The 24,355-nt window shown below is 41.2% G+C and carries 23 protein-coding genes; 5 read left to right on the forward strand and 18 right to left on the reverse strand.

Annotated elements, in window-relative coordinates; genetic code table 11:
* Positions 1–15 precede the first annotated feature (15 nt).
* The 3 genes from nfuA (at position 16) to ACKLNX_RS05930 (ending at position 4,359) form a co-directional block, all read left to right on the forward strand.
* Positions 16–594 carry a Fe-S biogenesis protein NfuA gene (nfuA, locus tag ACKLNX_RS05920; protein WP_411695314.1) on the forward strand — a complete coding sequence of 193 codons (579 nt, stop codon included), beginning with the start codon at positions 16–18 and terminating at the stop codon, positions 592–594.
* 452 nt (positions 595–1,046) lie between these two features.
* Positions 1,047–2,471 carry a TonB-dependent receptor gene (locus ACKLNX_RS05925; RefSeq protein WP_411695315.1) on the forward strand — a complete coding sequence of 475 codons (1,425 nt, stop codon included), beginning with the start codon at positions 1,047–1,049 and terminating at the stop codon, positions 2,469–2,471.
* A 1-nt stretch (position 2,472) separates the two neighbouring features.
* Complete coding sequence (locus ACKLNX_RS05930) at positions 2,473–4,359, forward strand: putative bifunctional diguanylate cyclase/phosphodiesterase (RefSeq protein WP_411695316.1); 1,887 nt, start codon at positions 2,473–2,475, stop codon at positions 4,357–4,359.
* A gap of 40 nt (positions 4,360–4,399) precedes the next feature.
* On the opposite strand, the gene rhlP is transcribed toward ACKLNX_RS05930, so the two are convergent.
* A complete protein-coding gene (gene rhlP / locus ACKLNX_RS05935) occupies positions 4,400–5,230 on the reverse strand; it encodes a rhombotarget lipoprotein (protein ID WP_412971624.1) in 831 nt (276 codons plus the stop codon).
* A 232-nt stretch (positions 5,231–5,462) separates the two neighbouring features.
* Positions 5,463–6,809 carry an MATE family efflux transporter gene (locus ACKLNX_RS05940; protein WP_412971625.1) on the reverse strand — a complete coding sequence of 449 codons (1,347 nt, stop codon included), beginning with the start codon at positions 6,807–6,809 and terminating at the stop codon, positions 5,463–5,465.
* Between the two features lie 239 nt (positions 6,810–7,048).
* Between ACKLNX_RS05940 and ACKLNX_RS05945 the strand changes: the two genes are divergently transcribed.
* Positions 7,049–8,215 (forward strand): polysaccharide deacetylase family protein, encoded by a 1,167-nt coding sequence (locus ACKLNX_RS05945; RefSeq protein WP_412971626.1) that lies wholly within the window; start codon positions 7,049–7,051, stop codon positions 8,213–8,215.
* A gap of 167 nt (positions 8,216–8,382) precedes the next feature.
* On the opposite strand, the gene ACKLNX_RS05950 is transcribed toward ACKLNX_RS05945, so the two are convergent.
* The 12 genes from ACKLNX_RS05950 to ACKLNX_RS06005 form a co-directional block, all read right to left on the reverse strand.
* Entirely contained in the window at positions 8,383–9,348 is a 966-nt protein-coding gene (locus ACKLNX_RS05950; RefSeq protein ID WP_412971627.1) for a DUF4350 domain-containing protein, read from the reverse strand.
* A 24-nt stretch (positions 9,349–9,372) separates the two neighbouring features.
* Positions 9,373–9,627, reverse strand: a complete 255-nt coding sequence (locus ACKLNX_RS05955) for a hypothetical protein (protein WP_411695321.1) — start codon at positions 9,625–9,627, stop codon at positions 9,373–9,375.
* Positions 9,628–9,720: 93 nt separating this feature from the next.
* Positions 9,721–10,122, reverse strand: a complete 402-nt coding sequence (locus ACKLNX_RS05960) for a hypothetical protein (protein ID WP_412971628.1) — start codon at positions 10,120–10,122, stop codon at positions 9,721–9,723.
* A gap of 142 nt (positions 10,123–10,264) precedes the next feature.
* Complete coding sequence (locus ACKLNX_RS05965) at positions 10,265–11,206, reverse strand: hypothetical protein (RefSeq protein WP_412971629.1); 942 nt, start codon at positions 11,204–11,206, stop codon at positions 10,265–10,267.
* Positions 11,206–11,538 (reverse strand): PadR family transcriptional regulator, encoded by a 333-nt coding sequence (locus tag ACKLNX_RS05970; protein WP_411695324.1) that lies wholly within the window; start codon positions 11,536–11,538, stop codon positions 11,206–11,208. The genes ACKLNX_RS05965 and ACKLNX_RS05970 overlap by 1 nt, the downstream gene beginning before the upstream one ends.
* Positions 11,539–12,139: 601 nt before the next feature.
* A complete protein-coding gene (locus ACKLNX_RS05975) occupies positions 12,140–14,206 on the reverse strand; it encodes a prolyl oligopeptidase family serine peptidase (protein ID WP_412971630.1) in 2,067 nt (688 codons plus the stop codon).
* Positions 14,207–14,413: 207 nt separating this feature from the next.
* Positions 14,414–15,010, reverse strand: a complete 597-nt coding sequence (locus tag ACKLNX_RS05980) for a GNAT family N-acetyltransferase (protein WP_412971631.1) — start codon at positions 15,008–15,010, stop codon at positions 14,414–14,416.
* A gap of 13 nt (positions 15,011–15,023) precedes the next feature.
* Positions 15,024–15,683, reverse strand: a complete 660-nt coding sequence (locus ACKLNX_RS05985) for an SCO family protein (protein WP_412971641.1) — start codon at positions 15,681–15,683, stop codon at positions 15,024–15,026.
* 68 nt (positions 15,684–15,751) lie between these two features.
* Positions 15,752–16,654 carry a heme o synthase gene (cyoE, locus tag ACKLNX_RS05990; RefSeq protein ID WP_412971632.1) on the reverse strand — a complete coding sequence of 301 codons (903 nt, stop codon included), beginning with the start codon at positions 16,652–16,654 and terminating at the stop codon, positions 15,752–15,754.
* Between the two features lie 42 nt (positions 16,655–16,696).
* Positions 16,697–17,680: a COX15/CtaA family protein gene (locus tag ACKLNX_RS05995; protein WP_412971633.1), complete on the reverse strand. Its 984-nt coding sequence runs from the start codon at positions 17,678–17,680 to the stop codon at positions 16,697–16,699.
* A gap of 14 nt (positions 17,681–17,694) precedes the next feature.
* Positions 17,695–18,258 (reverse strand): hypothetical protein, encoded by a 564-nt coding sequence (locus tag ACKLNX_RS06000; RefSeq protein ID WP_412971634.1) that lies wholly within the window; start codon positions 18,256–18,258, stop codon positions 17,695–17,697.
* A gap of 1 nt (position 18,259) precedes the next feature.
* A complete protein-coding gene (locus tag ACKLNX_RS06005) occupies positions 18,260–19,048 on the reverse strand; it encodes an SURF1 family protein (RefSeq protein WP_412971635.1) in 789 nt (262 codons plus the stop codon).
* A 72-nt stretch (positions 19,049–19,120) separates the two neighbouring features.
* Here ACKLNX_RS06005 and ACKLNX_RS06010 point away from each other — a divergent pair, with 72 nt between their 5' ends.
* Complete coding sequence (locus tag ACKLNX_RS06010) at positions 19,121–19,330, forward strand: DUF2909 domain-containing protein (protein WP_411695333.1); 210 nt, start codon at positions 19,121–19,123, stop codon at positions 19,328–19,330.
* A 133-nt stretch (positions 19,331–19,463) separates the two neighbouring features.
* Here the strand turns inward: ACKLNX_RS06010 and ACKLNX_RS06015 are convergent, their stop codons facing one another.
* The 4 genes from ACKLNX_RS06015 to coxB are packed head-to-tail and all read right to left on the reverse strand — an operon-like array spanning position 19,464 to position 23,782.
* A complete protein-coding gene (locus tag ACKLNX_RS06015; RefSeq protein ID WP_412971636.1) occupies positions 19,464–20,363 on the reverse strand; it encodes a cytochrome c oxidase subunit 3 in 900 nt (299 codons plus the stop codon).
* 11 nt (positions 20,364–20,374) lie between these two features.
* A complete protein-coding gene (locus tag ACKLNX_RS06020) occupies positions 20,375–21,025 on the reverse strand; it encodes a cytochrome c oxidase assembly protein (protein ID WP_412971637.1) in 651 nt (216 codons plus the stop codon).
* Between the two features lie 18 nt (positions 21,026–21,043).
* Positions 21,044–22,654: a cytochrome c oxidase subunit I gene (ctaD, locus tag ACKLNX_RS06025; protein WP_411695336.1), complete on the reverse strand. Its 1,611-nt coding sequence runs from the start codon at positions 22,652–22,654 to the stop codon at positions 21,044–21,046.
* A 12-nt stretch (positions 22,655–22,666) separates the two neighbouring features.
* On the reverse strand, positions 22,667–23,782 hold the full coding sequence (coxB, locus tag ACKLNX_RS06030; RefSeq protein ID WP_411695364.1) for a cytochrome c oxidase subunit II: 1,116 nt from the start codon (positions 23,780–23,782) through the stop codon (positions 22,667–22,669).
* Positions 23,783–24,355 lie beyond the last annotated feature (573 nt).

Consider the following 24,355-nt stretch of genomic DNA (forward strand, 5'->3'; position numbering starts at 1 on the left):
TTATCAGAGGTCATCATGATAAATATTTCGGAAAGCGCACAAACTCACTTCGGGAAGCTTTTATCACAACAAGGCGAAGGCACTAATATTCGAGTATTTGTGGTCAACCCAGGTACCTCAACAGCCGAGTGCGGTGTTTCTTATTGCCCACCTGAAGCGGTCGAAGCAACAGATATCACTTTACCCTTCAATGGTTTTAACGCTGTTGTAGACCAAGAAAGCGCACCGTATCTTGAAGAAGCTGAAATTGATTTTGTGACTGATCAAATGGGTTCTCAGCTAACGCTTAAAGCACCTAACGCAAAAGCCAAAAAATTAAGCGATGATGCAAGCTTAGTTGAACGAATCAATTATATGATTGAAACAGATATTAACCCCGGCTTAGCAAGTCACGGTGGGAAGGTCATGTTAGTTGAAGTCACCGAAGATAAAACGGCTGTACTGCAATTCGGCGGCGGCTGTAATGGTTGCTCGATGGTTGACGTGACTTTAAAAGACGGTATTGAAAAGCAAATGTTGTCGCAGTTTGCTGGCGAAATCAATGCCGTAAAAGATGAGACCGAACATCAGGCTGGTGAGCACTCTTACTACTAAGTTATGTAGATTTAAGTTGCCTTAATTCTTAAGCTTCATTAGTCTAAGGTGACAAATGAAGCTTTTAGCGGCTGATGAGGCAAGTTAAAGATGAAAAGTTTGATAGACCATATCACCCATGAACCATTGCGTCACTGGCATCGGTTTCTCAAAGGGTTTGCTGTATTTATGGTCGGCGTGGCGATTTGGTACTCCGATTTAGGCCTAGTATATTTAGGCATTTCCGATAGCGTTGTGTATTCCTACAGCGACCCTTCAAAAATAATTGCTCTGGTATTTCTATTCTGCGGCACGATAATTTCTGTCGTAGGCTATGTGCAAATTCTCATATGTCGGCTTTTACCCAGTCGAACTAAATTACAACATAATCCCTAAAATGGTCTATCTGCTAAAGATATTCTTGCAGAAACAGATGATTCTCGAATCAACACACCCTGTTTGGAGTTAATACCATGGAACACAAGAACGTTAGTTCACGATCTACATCTGATAAAGCATTACGTTTAAACCTTGATGATAAAAAATACGGCACTATCGTTGAAATTGGCGCCGGACAAGAGGTGGCAAGGCAGTTTTTTATGGCGGGCGCAGCAGCGGGCACTATCGCGAAAACAATGTCTGCTTATGATATGAAGTTTTCTGATGCGATTTATGGCGTTCAGGATGACGGTCGTTATGTGAGTAAATCAAGACTGAAATCGATGATGATGCAGGAGTTTGATCTAGTACTTGAACGCGTGAGTGAAGCGAGATCAAAAACCTCTCGGTATTTTGCATATGCAGCGACGGTCGCCGCGAAAAGCTTCAACCGGGACAATGAATGTCATGCTTGGTGTGGCATCCGGATTCAAATGTATCCTGGCGCAGAACCTTCAAATATCAAAGTTCACGTTAGAATGCGTGACGATAATGCCGAAGCTCAACAGCACGCACTAGGCGTATTGGGTGTTAATTTAATTTATGCCGCTTACTATTATTTTGAAAATCCCAAAATGATAATTGACTCGCTTACCGATAATATTAAAAAAGGCCGAATCGAAATAGATTCCATAGAATTTATTGGGCCTTATTTCGATGACTTAGATAACCGAGCTATTAACCTACATTTAATTCGCAGCTGGAAAACCCGGGCGATTATGTTCAAAGCAGATGGCTCTATAGGTGTGCCGGCCGAGATGCTCTACAAAAAAAATGTATTGACCATCCGAGGCTCTTTCAAACCTGTTACTAATTTAAACGTCGACATGATTGAACAAGGCAAAAAAGCTTTCTTCAATAATGAAGATGTAAATGATGAGAATACTCTCACCATCGCTGAAATATCATTGAAAGACACTACCGGTCATGACAATAAAGTACCTGAAGAGGACTTAGTACAACGAATCCAATTGCTTAATTTGCTCGGCTATGACGTGATGGTTTCAGACTACACTCGCTACTTTTCACTGCGTGCTTACTTTAGGCAATACACGCACAAGGAAATCGGTATTGTTGTCGGTATGATCAACATTAGACAGATTTTTGATGAGAATTTATATCGTGGCGTAGAAGGTGGCATTTTAGAAGGCTTTGGAAAATTATTCCCCGACCATACTCGATTATACGTATACCCTGAGTTGGATTCAGATGGCGAACTGCGTGCATTCACCGACATAAGAGTACAAGAGAATTTGCGTTTCTTATATCAGCATTTAGTTGAGAACGGCTTTTTATATGGTATCGATACCAGCGATAAGGCACTGTTTGAAATCTATTCACGAGATGTTTTGAAAAAACTCAAATCAGGCCGTGGCGACTGGGAGGAACTTGTGCCCAAAGACGTGGCTGAAGAAATCATAAAACTCGGTTTTTTCGGTTTTAAGGAACCAAGACGCTAAGATGTTAAAAGTATTAAATAACGAGCTAAACGTTATTTCAGAAACAGATGAGTTTCGTCAGATTCGCAGTCGACGACTTATGCAAATAAGTGGTGTTATTTTAATTGGCCTATTGCTTTCAGTCGCAGTAGCCAAGAATATTACTCTAGTGCTTCTTTTAGCGGGAATTGTATCCTTGCTGGTCGCTTTTGCCTTTGCATATAAAGGCAAACGCGTCACCTCTGCTTACATTCTAATGTGGTCGATGACCGCGATGCTATCCATGCTTTCGATAACCGGCGCAGGTTTATTTGATCTTGCCATTCTTGGCTATCCCTGCATCTTAATTATGGCTGCGCTGCTCGGAAGCCTACGACTATTTGTCTCCTTGCTAACTTTTATCGTTTTACAGTGTATATTAATCGGATGGCTTACGCTTCATGGACACATGATCCCGCACACCCCCAGGGTCACTTGGGCTCATCTTGTTTTCATTTTGATAATCTTTTTAGTTACCGCCTACTGCATCTACATTATGGTATGCGACATTAAACACTTACTTCAGTCCTTTCATTCCGAAAATGAGAAAGTGAAAAGCAGCAAAGCAGAAATTCAGCACTTAGCGCACCACGACGTGTTAACAAACTTGCCTAACCGTTTATATGGGGAAGAATTGTTTCATGACTTACTAGACAAGTGTCAGAAAAATGAACAAAAACTCGCGCTTATGTTTATTGATCTAGACAATTTCAAACCCGTTAATGATGCATTAGGTCATGCGGCTGGCGATGAATTATTGAAGCAATTGTCAAATAGACTAGTCAATGTATTACCATACAGTCACAAAATCATCCGTTTTGGTGGTGATGAGTTTTTAGTGCTTGCACCTTGCGAGCATGGTTCACAACAATTGAGCGCATTAGCTAACAATATAATAGAAAATGTGACAGCGGAATTTGTCATTTTAGCAAACCAAGTGTCAGTGTCAGCCTCAATAGGGATAGCTTGTGCACCTACCGATGGCACCGACTTTAAACAGCTCTGCAGAAAAGCCGATATTGCTATGTACAGAGCAAAGGAAGACGGTCGCAACAATTATCATTACTATGATGACAGCCTTGATCAAGTTAGAAGCGATCAATTTGAGTTGCTTCAGCGCTTAAGGCAAGCTCTCAATGAACAGCAATTTGAACTCTATTATCAACCTATCATTGAATTAAGCAGCAAACGTGTTTCAGCAGTAGAGGCATTAATACGCTGGCCCCAAGAAGATGGCAGCATGATAGGTCCAGATCAATTTATTCCCTTGGCGGAAAGCAGTGGACTGATAAATGAGCTGGGGCGATGGGTAATTCATCAAGCCTGCAAAGATTGTGCATTGTGGCGACAACAAGGTTTTCCCACAATGTCTGTAGCAATTAACTTATCGGTTGTTCAGTTCAAAGACGGGCATTTACCAAAAACTATTGAAGATAATCTAAATGAATTCGGTTTGAGCGGAAACGCCCTAGAGTTAGAGCTTACTGAGTCTTTGCTAATAGTAGAATCTGAACATATTCAGAAGCAGCTAGATGCTTTAAATGAGCTTGGTGCTATGATCGCTATCGATGACTTTGGAACGGGTTATTCCAACCTAAGTTACCTGCGCAAATTCAACGCTTCAACGTTAAAGATTGACCGTTCTTTTATTTCTACTCAAGAACAGTGGAAAACCAATAAGCCTTTAGTTAAAGCCATCATTCAAATGGCGAAAAGCCTTGGTTTACAAACGGTTGCTGAGGGTATCGAAAATGAGCATGTCGAAACTTGCTTAAGCGAGTTAGGTTGCAGTAAGGGGCAGGGCTATTATTGGTCTCCGGCAGTTCCAAGTAGCAAACTGCCAGAGTTGTTGGCGCAATTGCAGCCCTGAGCTGTTAGCTTATTAATTCAAAGTGCTCAGCATCAATAAATCAAGCTGCTGAGTATTTACGACGAAGTACCATTGTCGCCCCTAATACCAGCAAACCAAAGTATGCAAGTGAGCCGCCACTATAACCTGCACGGCGCTCAATTTTAGCAACATTTTCTTCTTTCACTCTGGTTCTAAAACGACTCAGCTCAGCATCTAAGTTTTTATTCATATCATCGACAGCTAAAGTAAATCCTTCGATAGACTTTTCTGCAAGCACAGCATCTATCTTAATAGCTGTTGAGCTTTCCTCTAACTTGCTAATACCAGGTGCTCTAAACAGCATTTTTCTACTTTTCACGTCAAAAACAGCGGTGTCTACGAATGTTTGAACGGAGTTTTCATTTGCGGGAATAACGTACATGCCCACGATAGTCCAATACAATAAGGCCGCTTTTTTCTCAGTAGATTGAGTGACTTGATCGTAGGAAACTAAAGCCATCACATCGACATCATACAATCGTGACACCTGCTCAAGCGTTTCGAAGCCTTGACCACCTTTCAAATAATCACTGGGAATTATTTCAATATTGTTAATGAAGTCATATTGCATAAAGGACTTTTTGACATTTTCTAACAGGGCGATTTGTTGACTACTGTTAATACCATCTCTTGCCCAATTTGTTGATGGAACAAAAGCTAAACCTACTTTAACGGGTAATGTTAAAGTGGGTATTTCTGCAACATGTTCTGCCCTGCTCGTCTCATCTGGGTATAAAAACTCCATCAAACTACTTGAGATTGCTCCTTTATTACCATTCGACATCAGTAAGGACGAACATGCGCTTATCGCAAAGACTGAGAGTACAACCATCATTAACTTGAATTTCATTTTGTTTCCTTACCCTAATCAATAAATTGAGTGATGTATGTAACAGTAATCTCATGCCGTAATTTATGCATGCGATTTAATTTAATCGTGTAGCTGTTTTTTTAAGTTCGCAATCTAAGCTCGCGATCTTCAGAATAATTGCAAATAAGACTTGGCGGAATAAGTTTTAGTTCATATTTATCAAGACAAACTGATATTTTTATTTTTTCAGTACTAGGAAAAGAGCTTAGATTCAAAAAATTCTTAGATTTGGTTTCTTTGCTAGAAACACAAACCATGAGCCTAAAATAGCGCCTCTGAAGGCAAGAAAACTAAGCAATGCTATCCACAATCCTGTATTTCCCAAGTCCATCACAAACCACCAGATCATGAAAAAGCCAAAGACTGTGCTTAGGATCATAGAGTCACGCATTGCCTTACCCTTACTTAAACCAACGAAGACTCCATCAAACAGAAAACACCAATGTGCGACCATTGGCAGTAAAATCATGAGGCCGAGATAGTTTGATGCTTCTTTTTGCAGTACAGGTTGATCAGTTAGCGTTTGTATAATTTGCACGCCGAATTGCCAAAAGATGAAAGCATATAACACTGAGAACAAACTCGACCAAAGCAAGCCCACTTTTACATGATGGTTTAAAGCCTTTATATTTTTCCTACCCTTCTCTTCGCCCACGAGCGCTTCTACAGCGTTTGCAACACCATCCAATCCCAAGGCAATAAGTGCGAAGAATTGCATTAATATTGCATTAGTAGCAGCGATTTGAGCTCCCATGCTAGCCCCTTTAAAGGTGATAAAGGCTAATGTCAGTTGCAGGGCTAGATTTCGCAGTAAGATGTCTGAGTTGAGGCTGAGTAATGGTTTCAGTGCAATCCACTTTAACCAAGCGCTTTCAAACAAGCTCATGTTTATTAGCCTTTTAGAAAGCGCCAATGAAAAAACGAGCAATGAAAACTCAGCAACAACCGTCGCGCCAGCAACGCCTTTCACTCCCCAATCAAAAACGAAAACAAAAAGCAGGCTAAAGATAATATTGATAAAATTCACTGCCACTTGCAGCATCAACACAGATTTAGTTTTTTGCTGGCCAATTAGCCAACCAACTAAGGCCATATTAGCCAAAGCTGCAGGTGCCCCCCAAATACGCACACTAAAGTAGGCTTCGGTGCTTTCTTTTAGGAGTTCCGAAGACTGAGCAAAATATAAACCCGCGTTAAGAATAGGTGTTTGCAGTAAAATAAACAGGAGGCCTAAAAACAAACCAAAAGTGACGCCTTGAACTAATACCTTAGTTCGCCGTTGTTGCTCTTTCACATCCAAATTGCCACGTCCTGCTTGCGCGCTAAGACCGGTGATGGACATTTTAAGGAAGCCGCATATCCAATATAGTTGGGTTAAAATTAGAGTACCAATGGATGCCCCAGCCAAATAGTGAGTCGCGTCCATATGGCCCAAAATCGCTGTATCAACTAAGCCTAGAAGGGGTGTTGTGATATTAGCTAAAATAAGAGGGAATGCTAAGAACAGTAAATGCCAAACATGGTGTTTTTGTGCATCCGAATGCGTTCGTTGCTGCATGCTAGTTTTTACTCTTCACAATATTAATCACTTGATGAATCTCGATCTTTACGGAAATTAAGCCGATTAATTCGACTACTTGGTTTAAATTAATAGAAGCTCAGATTACAATATCACTCGAACAGCAACTAGGCTAAGCTGAACGCTCAATAAGCCAAAAAAGAACTTAAAAAGATACCTGGAAAAGTTAAGATAACAAGATATCCCAAAAAGACTAACCTCATTAATCGGAGTGAGCAATGCTTAAAATTGTTTTTAAAAGTGCTTTATTTCGTCAGTACCTATTTGTCGCTGCATTGACTCGCAAGATAATAGTAAAGCGGATCTATTTCATCGCCTTACTTTCTATGAGCGTTACTAGTGCAAGTGCGTTTCAAGCTAATGAAAACGGTCTCTCCCTAACTACCCCAGCGAATAACAATAACAGCTTCGTTATCTTACAATACCATCATGTTAGCACCGAAACGCCGCGTTCAACCTCAGTGACGCCTTCAGAACTTGAGCAACATCTAGCCTATCTATCTGAGTTTCATAATGTTGTTTCCTTGCAAACAGCATTGGATGCGATAAAAAGTGGAGCAGCGCTTCCACAGAAGGCAGTCGTGATCACCTTTGATGATGGCTATAAAAATATTCTTGAAAATGGTCACTCATTAATTAGAAAACATGGCTTTGATTACACAATATTCATTAACCCAGCTCAAATAGGCGTTCTAGACTCTCAATTGGATTGGGATGACGTAAAACAGATGAGTAAAGAAGGCGTTACCTTCGCGAATCACACACTCGACCACTTACATCTGCTCGACAAACAAGCAAACGAAAGCAAAAGTTCTTGGCTAAAACGTATCGAGAAAAATATTGATATGGCCGAAAATGAAATACAAGAGCAGCTTGGTTATTCCAAAAAGTGGCTGGTTTATCCATTTGGTGAATTTGATACTAAGGTAAAAGACTTACTTAAAAGGAAGGGCTACCTTGGCTTCGGCCAACATTCCGGTGCTGTTGGCCAACTCAGCGATCAACAATCCTTACCTCGATTTCCCGCAGCTGGAAATTACGCTAATCTAGAAACTCTAAAAACGAAACTGAACAGCCTAGCAATGCCAGTGCTAGCAAAAAGACCGCATCGTTATGTAATGGAAATTGATGAGGTATTAGGCGAATTACAAATTGATATCCGCCAAGACGACATTCAACTTTCTCGCATCGCCTGTTACTTTCGTGGAGAGTCATTGCCAATCGAAGAAACCGATAGTGGTTTTAGCGTCGATATAAAAACCCCTTTTAAGCCTGGGCGCACGCGAATAAACTGTACTGCACCAAGCAACAAACAAAGCGACCGTTTTTATTGGTACTCAATTCCGTTTTTCACTGCAAAAGAGGATGGCACGTACTTAGACTAATTAAGCTCCTGGCCACCCTAGCATCATTATTAGGAAAGCATAAATGTGTTCGTTGAAACGACACGCTCCCTAAAGTCATATTTGCGAAGGCAAATATCTCCCAAAACATCATCAAGAATTAATAGCAAATTGAGATGTATGAAGCAGATTCTTGCCTTCGCACAAAGCTAAATGGCCTTACTCAGCCAATGCATAACATTTAGTAAAAACGCCTCGTTGTGTTCAGCACCTTTAGACACTAAACCCATTTTCTCACCCGTTGGCACATAAACTTGCGAAGTAAACATCATAGCTTCCGAAAATACAGCGACCCGTCCTTCACCTATCTCAAGTACCGCTCCTTGAGACCAACCTTGCATTGATACTCGAGGTGTTTTTGAGCTAATTTGAAAAGGTATTTCAGGAACGAGTGACTGAGTGCCTGCGCCTAATTTTAATAGAGACACGGCATTTTGAGGGGTGCGAAAAGCAGATCCACCAAAAGTACGAATTTGTGAAAAATATGCTGAGGAATTAGCCTCGCTCTCTTCACTGCTATCAGAGGTATTATATGAAGTTTGATTGAGCACGTTGGGAGCCAAGGTTGTAATAGCATGCTGTGCAAGACTTCCATCAACGACTTTAAAACTAGCATTAGCCACATGACCGTGACTAAATTCAAAGCCAAAAGCTCGCCACAATGATTCAGACGCTTTAGGAAACGGCGTGTGATCGACTACCAAAAGAAGAGAGCCACCTTCATTTACCCACTTTTTAATCGCTTGAATTTCTTGTGTGCCAAATGCATCTAGAAACGGAGGAGTCCAATCGCTCCTTCCTTCATCCAGCGCATTGGCAATGACCAATATATCAGCCTGTTTTAAGTGCGCATAAGTTAACGCTTTCTTGTTCGCCATAACTGTATAGCCATCACTCATGAGAACTTGGAAGAAAGGCTTATATCGGCCATTGGCAGTATGAAAGTTATTGTGAGCTTCGTCGATAAACACAATTGGGCTGTTAAGTTCAGAAAAGCTTTTTACTGTGTTTCTGGGAACGAAATCAGGATCGGCTTGCTGAGGCAGGCCATCGTTATCAGAGCAGGCCGAAAAGAGCAAAACTGCAAAGCTAAGAAAACATATTCTAAATAACATTTTTGAATAATTTCTGCGCATGGGTTAGCTAAATGCACCAAGCAAATAAAGCCCTATCACGATCCAAACGGCAAGACCAAGCAAGCAACACCAAAGGCCTGAATTTTGCTCCTGTCCCCATTGGTCAGCTCTTTTTGGTTTGGGGTATTTGCCCAAAGTGATAATTTTGCAAACAGGCCAACCAGTCCAATAGCAAATAAACCAGAAGAAAACCTCAGCTAGAAGATAGCCAATCGCCCTGAAAAAGCCTTTACCTATTTCACCTACTATATCTTCCACTTTTCTTCCTTTTGAGTGCTCGAATTTTAGTGAGCAGCTTAGTGAGCATCTTATTCCAATTAGAAAATGCTGGTGAACAGAATGCGTCCGACGTCAATTTTTTGCTTGAGTAGGCTGAACATCCGATCCAAAATTTTTCCTTTCTGAGAATAGAACCATGAATCCAACTAAGCCAAGAACAGTGCCAATTGGAAATATGATCAGCAGTAAAATTGAAGATACTAAGATTGCCCAAAACACCCAATTTTTTCGATAGTTTAGGCCGACAACGGAGACCAACAAAAGTAAGAAACCTGGTATAAAAAGAATCATCCCAATCACTGTTGGCACCCATGAAGTTGTTACTTCAGAACTGGGGTCACTCGGTCCAAAAAGCGTTATTTGATCAAAGGTTGAGTACATGGACAAAACCGTATTTGCCACTGCCCAAGGCAAAGCTAACAAAAACAGTAAACCCAAAATAGCGAGATACTTCCCTGCATTTTCTTTCTTCATTTACGAATCCTTTCTAAGTTACATAATTTCTTGTTGTGAGAGCATCCTATTGTAAAGACTTCTTAGCAACAATAGGACAACGCCACTCAACAATATCTCAACACTTGATTGATTTAAATAGACCTATTTCAAATTACCTCAGTTATTTTAACTTAGGCAATTTTCTAAATTGAAAATACATAAGCACAATCAAAATAGCGGCGACTGACAATAAGAAATGGCTCTGTGAAGACTCAATGAATGATAAAGCCATTTTTGGCAACTCAGCTTCAACTGCATCCGTCACAACAAGCAGTGGCGTTGTCGCTGCCATCCATATTGCCACTATAGCAAATACAGCGTGGTCAATGATATATGCAATATAGCTGCTACGCTGCCAATGGCTTTGCGTTAAGCGATACAATGCTTGTATTAAAGACTGCACACAAAGCACTGTTAGTATTATACGCCAATGCTCAGCTGACGGCGCCAAAGCTACCACAAGCTGCTGATATGCTTCTTCGCTCATCCATAAATGCGTCCACAATACTAGCAACAAAAAGCTATTGGTAATGATATCGGTAATGGTGTCTGAGTTACTTATTTTAAAATTAGGGTTAGACGGCAATTTATCTAATGACCAATTACCAAAGAGCCAAGCCGATATTGAACCGGTTTTACCCGCGAAGTAGAAAACAAGTGTCACAACTAGGAATAGCAAACTCGCATTATCGATGAATATAAACAAGGGCTGGAACATCAAGCGAAAAGGATTAATTGAGTCATCATCCAGCATAGAGAGAAGTGTTATAACGACCGCATAAGTGAACAAGAACGCTGCAACATGCATTAATACCTTTTTGTACAAAGGCATATCAACACCGGCAACCAAAGCGGGTCTATCGTAAAAACGATTCGCGGTGGTTTCCGGGTGGCCATATTTATTCAATACTTGTTTGACTGCATCTTCGCTGTTGTTGTCCTGCTCACTAAGCGCATCAATCTCATCCAAGATATTGGCTTTAAGTTCGCGCCCTATTTCATCTTGTTTATCTTCTGGTAGCGCTTGTTTTACCGCTACAATATATCTATCAACCATTTCCATTATACTTTCTCCAGTAATGCTGAAATGCTTTGGTTTAGTTGCTGCCAATCTTCAGTGAGTTGTTCAAGGACTTGATGGCCTTTTTCACTTAATAAATAATAACGGCGTTCTCTTCCGTCAGTATTTTTCCACTCGCTATCTAGCAGCTCTTGTTCGGCCAAACGACGAATAAGCGGATATAAAGTCCCCTCATCAATCTCAATACCCGCTTCGCTTAAATGCTTGCGCAGCGAATATCCATATTGTGGCTCTTTGCTAGAGGCAAGTACGCTGAGGATCAACACACCTCTGCGTAGCTCTAGTCTTAATTTGTTCGTGCGAGTCTCACTCATGTTTCTTCCTTTCGTTTTATACTGTGCATCACATACTGTTTATCGCACAGTATTAATACTATGCGATACACAGTAATTTTAGTCAACAGGAAATTTAGGTAGATTTAAAAATGTTCTTGGAATTAAATGTACCGGCATATGAAAGATTGAAACTGGGGATTAATGTTTGAACGTTTACTACTGTGTAATATGCGAAAAAATTGACTATGAGCTTGCAACAAAGAAACGTCCTGTTTTTAAGCTTTCCAGTTGGTTTGCGAGGTTCCCAATCAAGTTGGGAATGACGTTGCTTCGTAGTGGTATTATTCTGAAAGTACTGTTTTTTTAAGCTTTCTAGCTGGTTTGTGAGGTTCCCAATCAAGTTGGGAATGACGTTGCTTCGTAGTGATATCATTCTGAAAAGTACTGGTTTTAAGCTTTCTAGTTGGTTTGCGAGGTTCCCAATCAAGTTGGGAATGACGTTTCTTTGTTGCAAGCAAAGTCATCGTTATTGTCGATGATAAAAGAAGTTTCGAACATTGACATGCATACATATTAAGGAGGGAAAACGGCGGCTCTTTACCAACTGAACCGCCTTGATTTAGCAAAGCTAAAGCGAAAATTAATCTTCCGCTTTGTCCTCACTTTTTTCATCATCTTTCTTTAAACGCTCAGCCATGCCTAAATCAAATTCAGGCATTGCAGTGGTGCGTGTAGCATCAACACTTAAGTATGTATCCATCCAGCGCATTAAACGCAATGCATAGTCGTATTGAGCAGCTGCTTTGCGATTGCCATGACCTTCACCTGGATAGAAAACCAATCGCACGGGGGTTTCTGTGCGAACTTTGATTGAACGATACAGCTCCATAGACTGGCTTGGGTGAACACGCGTGTCTTCTTCACCATGCAGGATCAAAATAGGTGTTTTTGCTTTACCAGCATGGAAAATTGGTGAACGTTCTATTAGGTTCATCCAGTTATCTTCCCATGGCCATTTCAGCGAGTGAACAAGGTGCATTTCATTTGGAATATCGCTGGTACCAAATTTAGATACCTGATTTGAAATACCTACAAAGGCAACAGCTGCAGCAAAGTGATCAGTTAAGGCTGTCGCTCCCCACATTGAAGCGTAACCACCGTAGGATGCGCCAGTAATACCAACACGGTCTTTGTTGATCAGGCCAGATTGCGCTAATGCTTCAACGCCATCGACTAAATCGTTAAACTCTGCGCCTGCGTAGTCGTTCTGATGTTCTTTCGCAAAAGCAACGCCACGTCCGGTTGAACCGCGATAGTTTGGATAGAAAACAGCATAGCCATCGGCCACCGCATGTTGACCAGCCGTCGAATAACCCGTTAACCAACCATCGCTATAGTGTGCTTCTGGGCCGCCATGTACTGCCATGATAAGTGGCCAGCCACCAGCAGGTGCATCGCCACTTGGCTGCATCAATAAACCTTCGACATTGCGACCATCACGAGCTTTGAAGCTAAACGTTGATTGCTTTGCTAAGTTGATATCTTTGAGCCAAGCATTGTGATCACTTAACTTCTTAACTTTACTGCGCGTTAGACTAAAGACTTCGCGCGGGTGCTTCGGACTATCGGCAATAAAACGGATCTCGTCATCGCCAATATCCGCTGAGCGAACGACAATATCGTCTGGCGTTTTATATGTGCGTTTTATATCACCATCAGTTTCATATAGCACAACTGCACTTTCAACACCGCGATGCGCAACTGCCAATATGTCCTTGCCTAACCAATCAATGTCAACAATGTGCTGCTCAGCATCGGCTGTTAATTGTGTCAGTTTGCCTGATTTAGTATCCGCTACCATCAAGACACCTGTAGACGTGTCATGAATGTCTGTTCCTGCTAACAGGCCAATATATTTACCATTTTCTGAAAACTCGAAACGACCTAACTTTCCTGGAATATCGATGCTTGCTGTGACTTCACCATCACTTGTATTAATCACATGCAAATCTCGCTGCATGTAAAAATCATCAATTAGATTCGTAGGGGCTACAGCGACTACAATGTTTTTGCCATCGGCTGATAAGTTGAAGCTAGACACGTGACCTTTATCAAACAGTTTCGTTGGTTTCGCTTCTTTATCGTCAAGCGCAACCGTCCAAAGTGAGGCTAAGCGCTGGTCTTCTTCATACACATAAGCCTTGAAGCCTTTCTTTTTGAGATCATCTTTCTTTTCTTTTTCACGGGCAACAAAGTATAGAGTTTTACCGTCTTTTGAAATTGCGTAATCACCAATGGATGTTTCGAAAGCAAAGCGCTGCGTTGCTTCACCACCATTCATTGAAATGGAATATAAGGAGGTATTCTTGTCATCTTCACGTTTGGTTTTGAAGAATAGGGTTTCGCCATCAGCACTAAACTGTAAAGACGACACACTGCCTTTTGTACCGATGAACAAACTTGGTTTATTCTTACCCGTCATTACATAAAGGTGGCTATCGGCAGTGCCATCTTCATTCCCGGCGACCATATCTCTTGGATTTGAAAGGGTGTATGCCGTGGTTTTGCCATCGGCAGAGACGGTGATATTGCCTGCGTTTTTCACTTTAGGTAAATGTTCAATTTCAAATGACTCTGCGGCAAGTGCCAAGCCAGAAAAGGCAAGGGCGCTAGCCAACAAAGTTGCTTTAAAAGGCGCTTTCAACATAAGCGTTCACTCCATTGTTTTATTAAAATTCTATGTACACCTCTAAGAGAGGCTAATCAGCAAATAAATACGTACAAACAAGCTAAAGTGTTCATCCTATTTTATGCTGCTTTTCTTGGCAAATTTTGAGCTATCAAAAATGACACTGACAACAAAGCTTAGGTTTTATGAGGCCAAGTATTAACTTGGGGAAGTTCATAAACACTTTTACAGACGCAAAATCATGCGTGAAAACGTTTGTTGAGTGGCTTCAAATTTTGATTGTGATGCATGGCAAAAACCCGCATTTGTATAGCATTCAATCGCTGCACTATTTGACATATCTACATCTAAAACCAATTCGCTTAAGCCTAAGTCCTTTGCTTCGGATGCAGCGTGCTGAATTAAACCGGCCGCAATCCCTTTTCGTTGGCTTTTCTCAAACACAGACATATGACCTATGCACATTTGATCAGCTCTTGGCGCTACAAAACATAAATCGAGAGGCTCTTTGTAAGCCAATAAATGAATTATTTGCTCTTCGGAAAGGAAGTCCCTGAATGCGGATATAGTGCCAGCTTGAAATTCAATAGGCATGCTAGCTAGCCAAGTAGCACAGACACCTTCCACCTGATTTACTTCTTTAGAATAAACCCAATGGTAGTTTGCGCTGAATTGACCTTGAGCTTGCTGGCACGCGTTTAATAGATACGCTTTACAAAGCTCTTCGCCACCAAACAAAAAATTAAGTAAACGAGGCTCAGATGCGTAAATAAGCGCTGCAATTTGGCTTGACTGGGATAACTGACCGCGTTGAATAGTCACCGCTGAAACCTGACTAACCTTGTTTCAATAATAAGGGCACATCGGCTTTAAGTTCATCCATGTCGCTAACAGATAACTTGCCTGGATCATGCTTCGGTTTGAAACGACCAACAACATGACCGTCGGGATTTATCACTACAATAGATGCACTATGATCAACTAAATAGTTGGGGTTATCTGTATCATCACTCATCGCATACATCATGCCCATGCTTCGCACTAAGGGAAACAATTGATCGTGTGAGCCAGTGCTCGCGATAAAATCCTTGTTAAAATATTGAATATATTCATTCAAACGCTCTGGCGTGTCTCTTTTCGGATCGACAGATAAGAACCAGATTTGCAGTGGCGTTGTTGAAACATTCTTGATCAGTTCAGGATAAATTTTATTGATGTCTGCAAGGGTGACGGGACATATATCAGGACAAAATGTGTAGCCAACAAAAGCAAGTGTCCAATTACCTTTCAGGTCCGCATTGGTCATTTCTTCGTTACGGTGATTTGTAAGCGTAAAGTTGTGTAAGGCTCTCGCTTGCGGGTACCAACTCATGTGAGAAGTTTGCTCACTCAGCGGCTTTTTCATGTGATCCGGTGGCGCAATAGTGATCGCAAGGTATACCCCTAATATAAGGGAGATAAAGGCAACGACACCCACCCATTTATTTTGATTCATTTCAATTAGTACTCTGTCGGAATAGAAAATAAGGTCCATATTCATAGACCTTTAATTAGCTTGAAAGTTTACAAAGGTATGTAATGGTCAGCCAGCAATACTACAAACAATATCATTAGATGATAAATTGAAAATTTGAAGGTATCCATTGCCGTTGTCTCAGTTGCTTTGTACTTCAGCTTTATCGCATAGTACATAAAGCCAGCATTCAGAAGACTTGAGCCAATCAGGTAAATTAAACCACTCATATCTACTAGGTAAGGTAATGCACATACTAAGCATAGCAATACTGTGTAGAGCAAGACGCAGGTTTTTGTAAATTCAACACCATGTGTAACAGGTAGCATTGGAATTTCAGCTTTGGCGTAATCTTTTTCACGATGTATAGCGAGCGCCCAAAAATGTGGCGGTGTCCAAGTGAATACAATCAAGACGAGTAACAACGCGTAGGCATGAATATCACCGGTTACAGCAGTCCAACCCAACAAAGGAGGCGCTGCACCAGCTAAACCACCAATAACAATATTTTGCGGTGTCGCGCGTTTTAAATATGAAGTGTAGATAACTGCGTAGCCTACGAGGCTCGCTAAGGTTAACCATGCAGTAAGCATGTTAACGAACAAAGCTAAAGCAACAAAACCAATAGCGCCAATTACAAATGCGAAAACAAGCGCGCGTTTAGGAGACACCTTACCTTTCGCAACCGGGCGGTTAAACGTTCGTGCCATGAGGCTATCGATTTTATGATCAACCACATGATTGATCACTGCAGCCGATGAAGATAATAAACCAATACCTAGCATGCCAAATACAAGGACTTGCGGATCTATCCAAGTTTCAGTTGCTAAACACATTCCTACTAAAGCGGTTAACAACAGCAACATCACCACACGAGGTTTTGTCATTTCATAGTAGTCACGCCAAGTGGCCTGTGCTCGAATAGATTTTGAAGCAATGGCTTGTTCGCTCATGCGCTTCTCCTTAAAAAATTGAATACGAAAAACTTATCCACGCTAGTACTTTCGGTACATGGTGTAAGTTAGAAGAACCATGATCAGCAATAAACACGCCGCCACTGCGTTGTGCAGCACGGCTACGCTCAGGGGTAAGCTATAAACAACGTTACTTACACCAAGTAGAACCTGAACACCTAATACAAGAGTCATCACAACAGCCAAACGCTTTACTAAGCCTGACGATGAACGGGTATATAATTTTATTGCAAACCAACATAAGTAAATAAAGGTGATAATCGCACCTATTCGATGCATCACGTGCATCGTCGCTCGTTCTTGATAGTCGTGCACACCAAATTCGTAATTATCGGCAGCCGGCACACTAAATGCGCCTGCAATATCAAGGTTACTGAACCAATCACCTTCGCAAATAGGTAACTGAGTGCATGCTAATGAAGCATAGTTGGCGCTAGTCCAGCCGCCCAAGGCAATTTGCGACACTAAGATTGCAATACCCAGCGCACCAAATTTTGCATACCGCCTAATTTCAGAGTCACCACCAGGAATTCTGAATTTAGAAAGACGAAGGTAAAGAAGGAACAAACAAGACAAAACAGTAAAGCCGCCGAGCAAATGACCCATTACAACAACAGGTAAAAGGTTGAGTGTGACTGTCCACATGCCAAGCGCACCTTGGAAGCAAACCAATACCAGAAGTAAAAAAGGGAGTTTAATAGGAACGTCAGCGCCCTTCATTCTTTTCATTAATGAAGCAAAAAATATGACGAGGATAAAGAAACCCAAGCCTGCCGCAAAATAGCGGTGGATCATTTCGTTCCACGCTTTCTGGGCTTCTACAGGTCTTTCAGGATAAGCTTGGTTTGCTTTCTCGATTGATTCTGCAGATTCAGGAACAAGTAAAGTCCCATAACATCCTGGCCAATCTGGACATCCAAGCCCAGCATCCGTTAAACGCGTATAAGCGCCTAGGACAATAACCAATAGTGCTAAAAAAATACTCGCAAGCACCAACTTCTTCATTATCTTATCCTGTTCTAACCAATTCGAGACAATTTTAGTAATTTGCGGAGATCCGCTAATATGTCTCGACTGTCCATAATTGCTTGTTCGCGTTCAAGCGTGCTGTCAAATTTGAGTACAACATTACCCAAAGTATCTACAATAAAAATACCATTTTTGCCAACTTGATTAAACAAATTATTAACATTTTTTGTTTCCGTTTTTAACACTTTTCCAAATTTGTTCGTTTCTAAGTTTTCCACCGCCTTAATGTCGCTATTTTCAGTCACAATAAAGACAGCATCCACTCTATCCATTTCGCGTCCCACTGCTGTGCGGACCTGACTTATACTGAATATTGCGTTTTCACATGCCACGTCACAAACTTCAGGAATGCTGTACGCTAAACGCCAGTGCGGCTCCTCACCTTCAACCACAAACAATTCACCCGCTTCGATGATAGGGTTTAATAATTGACCTCTATTTGTGGAGCCTTTGTTAAACCATTCATTGTCTAATGCCAATTTTGCTAAAATGACTGGAAGTGTGAACACGAGGATAAGCGCGATTGCGGTAAATTTCTTTGATTTTTGTTGCATGTTATTTCTCTTTATTATTTTTAGTATGTGTTAGCTTCATTAAGCTGAGAAGGTAAATTGTTAGTGCGGCGATACCTAGACCAAACCATTGAGCAGCATAACCTAAATGCTTCTCAGGGCTCATCACGACCGCTTGCCAGTTGCGCACGAACTCTGTGTTTGGATCTGGATTTAAGTTAACCACAAATGGATATGTCCTACCAGAAGGATGAAACGCCAAGGCACTTAAATGTTTTTCAATTTGAGTGAGATCTATTTGTTGAAGAAGAGCTGGAAATTCGCCAAATTTTTTGTTCGTTTCTGTCACCATCTGATTAATAGATGGCATGCTAACAACTCCACTGAATTGCATTTTTGCAACTTCGTAATCATGTAACTCTATTGGCAAATTAGGCAGTTCTCCTCGAATACCATTACCTCTAAGCCAGCCAAAGTTTGCCAGTACCGTTGTGCCTGATGAAGTCGTGATTGGAATGACGACGTGATAACCGGTCTTGCCATTCACGATTTTATTGTCGATAAAGAAGACCTTATCCAAATCAGCTAAACCGGTGAAGCTCACGGGGAAGTCTTGAATATCAATAACACTGCTAGCGTTACTATTTCTTGGCAAATTCGCAATGATTTCTTCCAAGCTATACGGCTGACTCAGTTGACGCTCAGCAATTTGCAAAAGGCGTTCATCCTTTTCAGCCTTGCGTTCTAATTGCCAAATACCTAAGCCAAACATAATGACAACACACAACAAAGTGATTAAGGTAGGCAGTATTGGGAGTTTACGGATCCACATTTTCGTTGAATGACCTTTCTCTTTCCTTAAATGCTCTGCTAAAGAGTAAATTATGATAAACGGAGCGTACTAGTGTTATTCGTAAAATTAGCCATTGGCGGACTACTTATTTATATGGTGTATAGTCTTTTTAAAGCGATGATGATTATGCTGAAAAATGACCAAAAGCAAAATATGAGTAAGTTTATTGGTAGGCGTGTGCTAGCTTCCGCACTGATCATTGGCCTTATCCTAATTGCTGTTGCAACAGGCGTGATTCAGCCCAATCCAAAACCCTATTAATGACAATTGTTAATTAAACTTATATTAAGTGATTGCTTAATAAAAAGCTGATACAAAAATTGATAAAATAAAACCGATAAAAACAAACTGATAAAAGCAAAGGCCATTTCAAGTGAAATGGCCTTTTTCGTTCCTACAGTATGTAGACAAAGAAGAATAGCATGACCCAAACCACGTCAACAAAGTGCCAATACCAGCTACCCGCTTGGAAGGCAAAGTGCTCCTTAGGTGTAAAGTGTCCCTTCCAGCATCGAAGGAAAAGCACAATAAGGATAATTGTTCCTAGCGTAACGTGCATTCCGTGGAAGCCAGTTAACAAGAAGAAAGTATTACCATAAACACCAGAATCTAATTTCAAGCCTAAATCAACATAAGCGTGAACGTATTCTTGAACTTGTAGTACCAAAAAGATTGAACCTAGTACAATAGTAAGACCTAGCAACACCATTAATTGAGTGCGCTTAGCTTTTTCTAAACCAACGTGAGCATAGTGTAATGTAACTGATGACGCTAAAAGTAAAGCGGTATTGATAAGAGGTAAGCCTGTCCAAGGCATTGCTTGAGTCGATGGCTCACCTGTTGAAATGGCATCAGCTGGAGTGGTCAATAATGGCCACGTTGCCTGAAATCCATTCCACAGCACTTCGTTAGTACTCGCATTGTTAGACGCACCGCCTAACCATGGAATACTGATAGTACGAGCGTAGAATAAAGCACCAAAAAAGGCAGCAAAAAACATAACTTCAGAGAAGATGAACCATGCCATGCCTTGACGATATGAACGCCCTAGCTGAGCACTGTAAAGGCCACTCATTGATTCATCGATCTGATTTTTAAACCAGCCAGTAATCATAATAAGCAGTAATGCTAAGCCCGCAATAAGAATATAGAAGCCGTAGCCACTCTTATCTCGTGTGGTTTCAATAACATAATTGCCAGCACCTACTGCAATGAGAAACAACGCGACTGCACCAACGATGGGCCAGATACTTTGTTCCGGTACATAATACTTCTCATATTGTTCTTGAGCCATTTTCTTCTCCATTAGCTATTGTTCATGGCAACGACAACAGCGGGTTGTACGTTTGCAGTAATATCGTAAAGAGTATACTGCAATGTAAAAACGCTAATATCTTTCGGCAGTTGCGGGTCGACATAAAACTTCATTGGCATTATTGCTTCTTCACCTGCTTTTAAGGGCTGGTGTTTAAAGCAAAAACACTCTGTTTTGTTTACATACAAAGCCGCTGTTCCAGGTGATATAGACGGAATTGCCTGAGCAATAATGTCTCTTTCAGTTGGGTTACGAACATAAAACTCAACTTCACCCATTTCGCCTGGATGTAACCTTACTTCCGCAGTCTGAGCCTTGAATTCCCAAGGCATTCCAGAATGTGTCCGTGTTATAAATTCAATTTTTATCGTTCTAGATTCGTCAATAACAACCGATTCGTACACAGCAGCTTGATTTGATGGTTTGCCATTTATGCCGGTTAGGTCACAAAACACATCATACAAAGGCACTAATGCAAAACTAAAACCCAACATAGCGACAACAACAAACACAAGCTTCTTCACTGTTTTGGCATTCTCAGCCGCTATTTCAGCTCGCGTCTTTGCAGCAGGTACTGGTGATGCTTGCTCGCCTTCGCTTGCAGCATCACTAGTGTTAGTTGAGTTAGATTGCTCTGACATATCTACAATATCTCCGGTCTATTTAATAACCGGTGGTGTCTCAAATGTATGGTAAGGCGCAGGTGATGGGATTTCCCATTCTAAACCTTCGGCTCCTTCCCAAACCTGTGCTGATACTGGCTCGCCCTGTTTCTTACATGCTTTGATAATTAGCACTAAGAAAATGAGTTGAGACAGACCAAACGCGAATCCACCAATACTGATCCATTTGTTGAAGTCAGCGAATTGTAATGCGTAGTCTGGAATACGACGCGGCATACCAGCTAAACCTACAAAGTGCATTGGGAAGAACAAAACGTTTACCGAGATAAGTGAGCACCAGAAGTGCCACTTAGCCAAAGTGATATCAAACATTTTACCAGTCCATTTAGGTAACCAGTAATAGACTGCTGCCATGATTGAGAACACCGCACCCGTTACAAGCACGTAATGGAAGTGAGCTACAACGAAGTAGGTATCATGGTATTGGAAATCAACTGGCGTAATTGCAAGCATCAAACCTGACAGCCCACCGATGGTGAACAATACAATGAAGGCAATTGCGAACATCATAGGCACTTCGAAGGTCATAGAACCGCGCCACATGGTCGCAACCCAGTTAAATACTTTCACACCTGTTGGTACTGAAATTAGCATGGTTGCGAACATAAAGAACATTTCCGCCGCCACTGGCATACCTGTTGTAAACATGTGGTGAGCCCAAACGATGAACGACAACAAAGCAATTGATGCTGTTGCGTAAACCATTGAAGCGTACCCAAATAATTTTTTACGAGCGAAGGTAGGAACGATTGCCGAGATAATACCAAACGCCGGTAAAATCATAATATAAACTTCAGGGTGACCAAAGAACCAGAAGATATGCTGGAACATAACTGGATCACCACCGCCTGCGGCATTAAAGAAGCTAGTGCCGAAGAATTTATCTGTTAGTACCATCGTAACAGCACCCGCTAGTACAGGCATTACAGCTATCAGTAGGAAAGCAGTGATCAACCATGTCCAAACAAACAATGGCATTTTCATGTATGTCATGCCAGGGGCGCGCATATTAAAAATAGTTACCACAACGTTGATTGCACCCATGATGGATGAAATACCCATGATATGTACTGAGAACACAAACAATGCAGTACTGTCACCACTATATTGTGTAGAAAGTGGGGCATAGAAAGTCCAACCGAAAGCTGGGCCGCCGCCATCCATAAACAAAGATGAAAGAAGGATTAAGAACGCAAAAGGTAGTATCCAAAAACTCCAGTTGTTCATTCGTGGTAATGCCATATCTGGCGCACCAATCATCATAGGTACTAACCAGTTAGCAAGACCCGTAAAGGCTGGCATTACCGCACCAAATACCATAATCAAACCATGCACTGTGGTCATTTGGTTAAAGAAGTGTGGGTCAACAATTTGCAAGCCAGGTTGGAAAAGCTCCGCACGAATGACCATTGCCATTGCGCCGCCAACTAAGAACATAATGAATGCGAACCATAGATACAATGTACCAATATCTTTATGGTTAGTTGTGAATAGCCATCTTAAGATGCCTTTAGGAATATGATGATCGTGATGCTCGTCGTGGCCATCGTGTGAATCATGTGCGTCGTTTGTAATTTCTGTACTCATCTTGATGACCTCCTATTTACCGTTAATCACTGCGTTAACATCTTTGGCTTGAACCAAATCACCTGTGTTATTACCCCAAGCATTACGCTCGTATGTAACAACAGCTGCAATTTCGGACATAGTTAACTGCTTGCCAAAGGCCGGCATATTATTTTTACCGTTTATGATGTAATCGATATGGACGGGAATATTTTCTTTTTCGATCGCAATTTTACTATCTTTAAGCGCAGGGAACATTGGAGGCAAACCGCCGCCATTCGCTTGGTGGCATGCTACACAAGCCGTGTCATATACCTTCTTGCCCTGAGTCATCAATTCTTCCATGCTCATATTCATTGCAAGTAAACGTTGTTCTTCTTCTTTCGCTTTAATCGCAGCTATTTCTTGCTCTTGAATCCAAGCATCATAATCTGCTGGCGACTTAGCAATAACGACCACTGGCATAAAGCCATGATCTTTTCCGCATAATTCCGCGCACTGACCACGGTAAATACCTGGCTCGTTCACGTTGGCCCAAGCTTCGTTAATGAATCCTGGGTTGGCATCTTTTTTCACTGCGAAATCTGGCACCCACCAAGAGTGGATAACATCGTCAGAAGTGATTAGGAAGCGAACTTTCTTGCCTGTAGGAATAACGAGGGGACGGTCAACTTCTAATAAGTAGTTTTGACCTTTTGCAAATTTATTATTGATTTGTTCCTGCTGTGTCGCCATTAGCGAGTAATATTCAACATCAGGATTATCTTGGTACTTGTAGTGCCATTTCCATTGCGAGCCAGTGACTAATATTGTCACATCCGCTTCAGAAGTATCTTCCATCGCAAGTAAGGTTTTAGCTGCTGGCCATGCCATTGCAATTAGGATAATGAAAGGTATCACAGTCCATAAAATTTCGACTTTGACGTTTTCATGAAAATTCGCTGGTTTTGCGCCCACAGATTTTCGATGCACTACCATCGAATAAAACATGACACCAAACACTAATACGCCAATAACCACACATATCCAGAACATCAGCATATGCAAGTCGAATACTTCCATACTGATATCAGATACACCGGGGCGTAAATTTAGGTCGGAACGTTCTGCAGCGGTTGTCGCTACTGCTGAATTGCTGAAGGCTAACATAGCACCTACTAGCAATGTTGAAATTCGATTCACTCTGATACTCCTTTCCCTTTTTATCTATGGAGGTACTAAATGCCACCGGCCATTGTAAAGAGTTTGTTATTATTTGTTATTTTGATGTAAATCAATATGCAATGATTAAACAAAGTCCTTGCTTAGTCTAGTGTTTTCTTGAAATTAGATTGAATAAGGTTATAACAATTGAAAATTGGTGAAAAAATGGTCTTTTTTGATGGTTTTGGTGGGGATATTTAGTTGGAAGAAGTAAAAGAATCGTAATGTCGTTGAAGAATCGTAATGTTGTTGAAGAATCGTTATCTTTCCAAGTACCGTCATCCCTTCGAAGGAAGGGATCTCCCACCTTTAACTGGTAAACTTTATAGATGCTCTTTTTGGGTTTTCTTGTAGCGGATGGAGGTTCCTGCCTGCGCATAATGCTGATCGGTTAAGCTTCGATCACTAAGTTTTAGTCAATTCAAACTTATGTTGACTATGATATTAATGAGATCAAACTAGTGCTTTCAAATTTTCATAAAGAAAAAGATGTTAGCACAACAACTCTACGACCTTTTT

It is taken from the genome of Glaciecola sp. MF2-115 (assembly GCF_047250385.1).
In the GTDB taxonomy this organism is placed as follows: Bacteria; Pseudomonadota; Gammaproteobacteria; order Enterobacterales; family Alteromonadaceae; genus Glaciecola.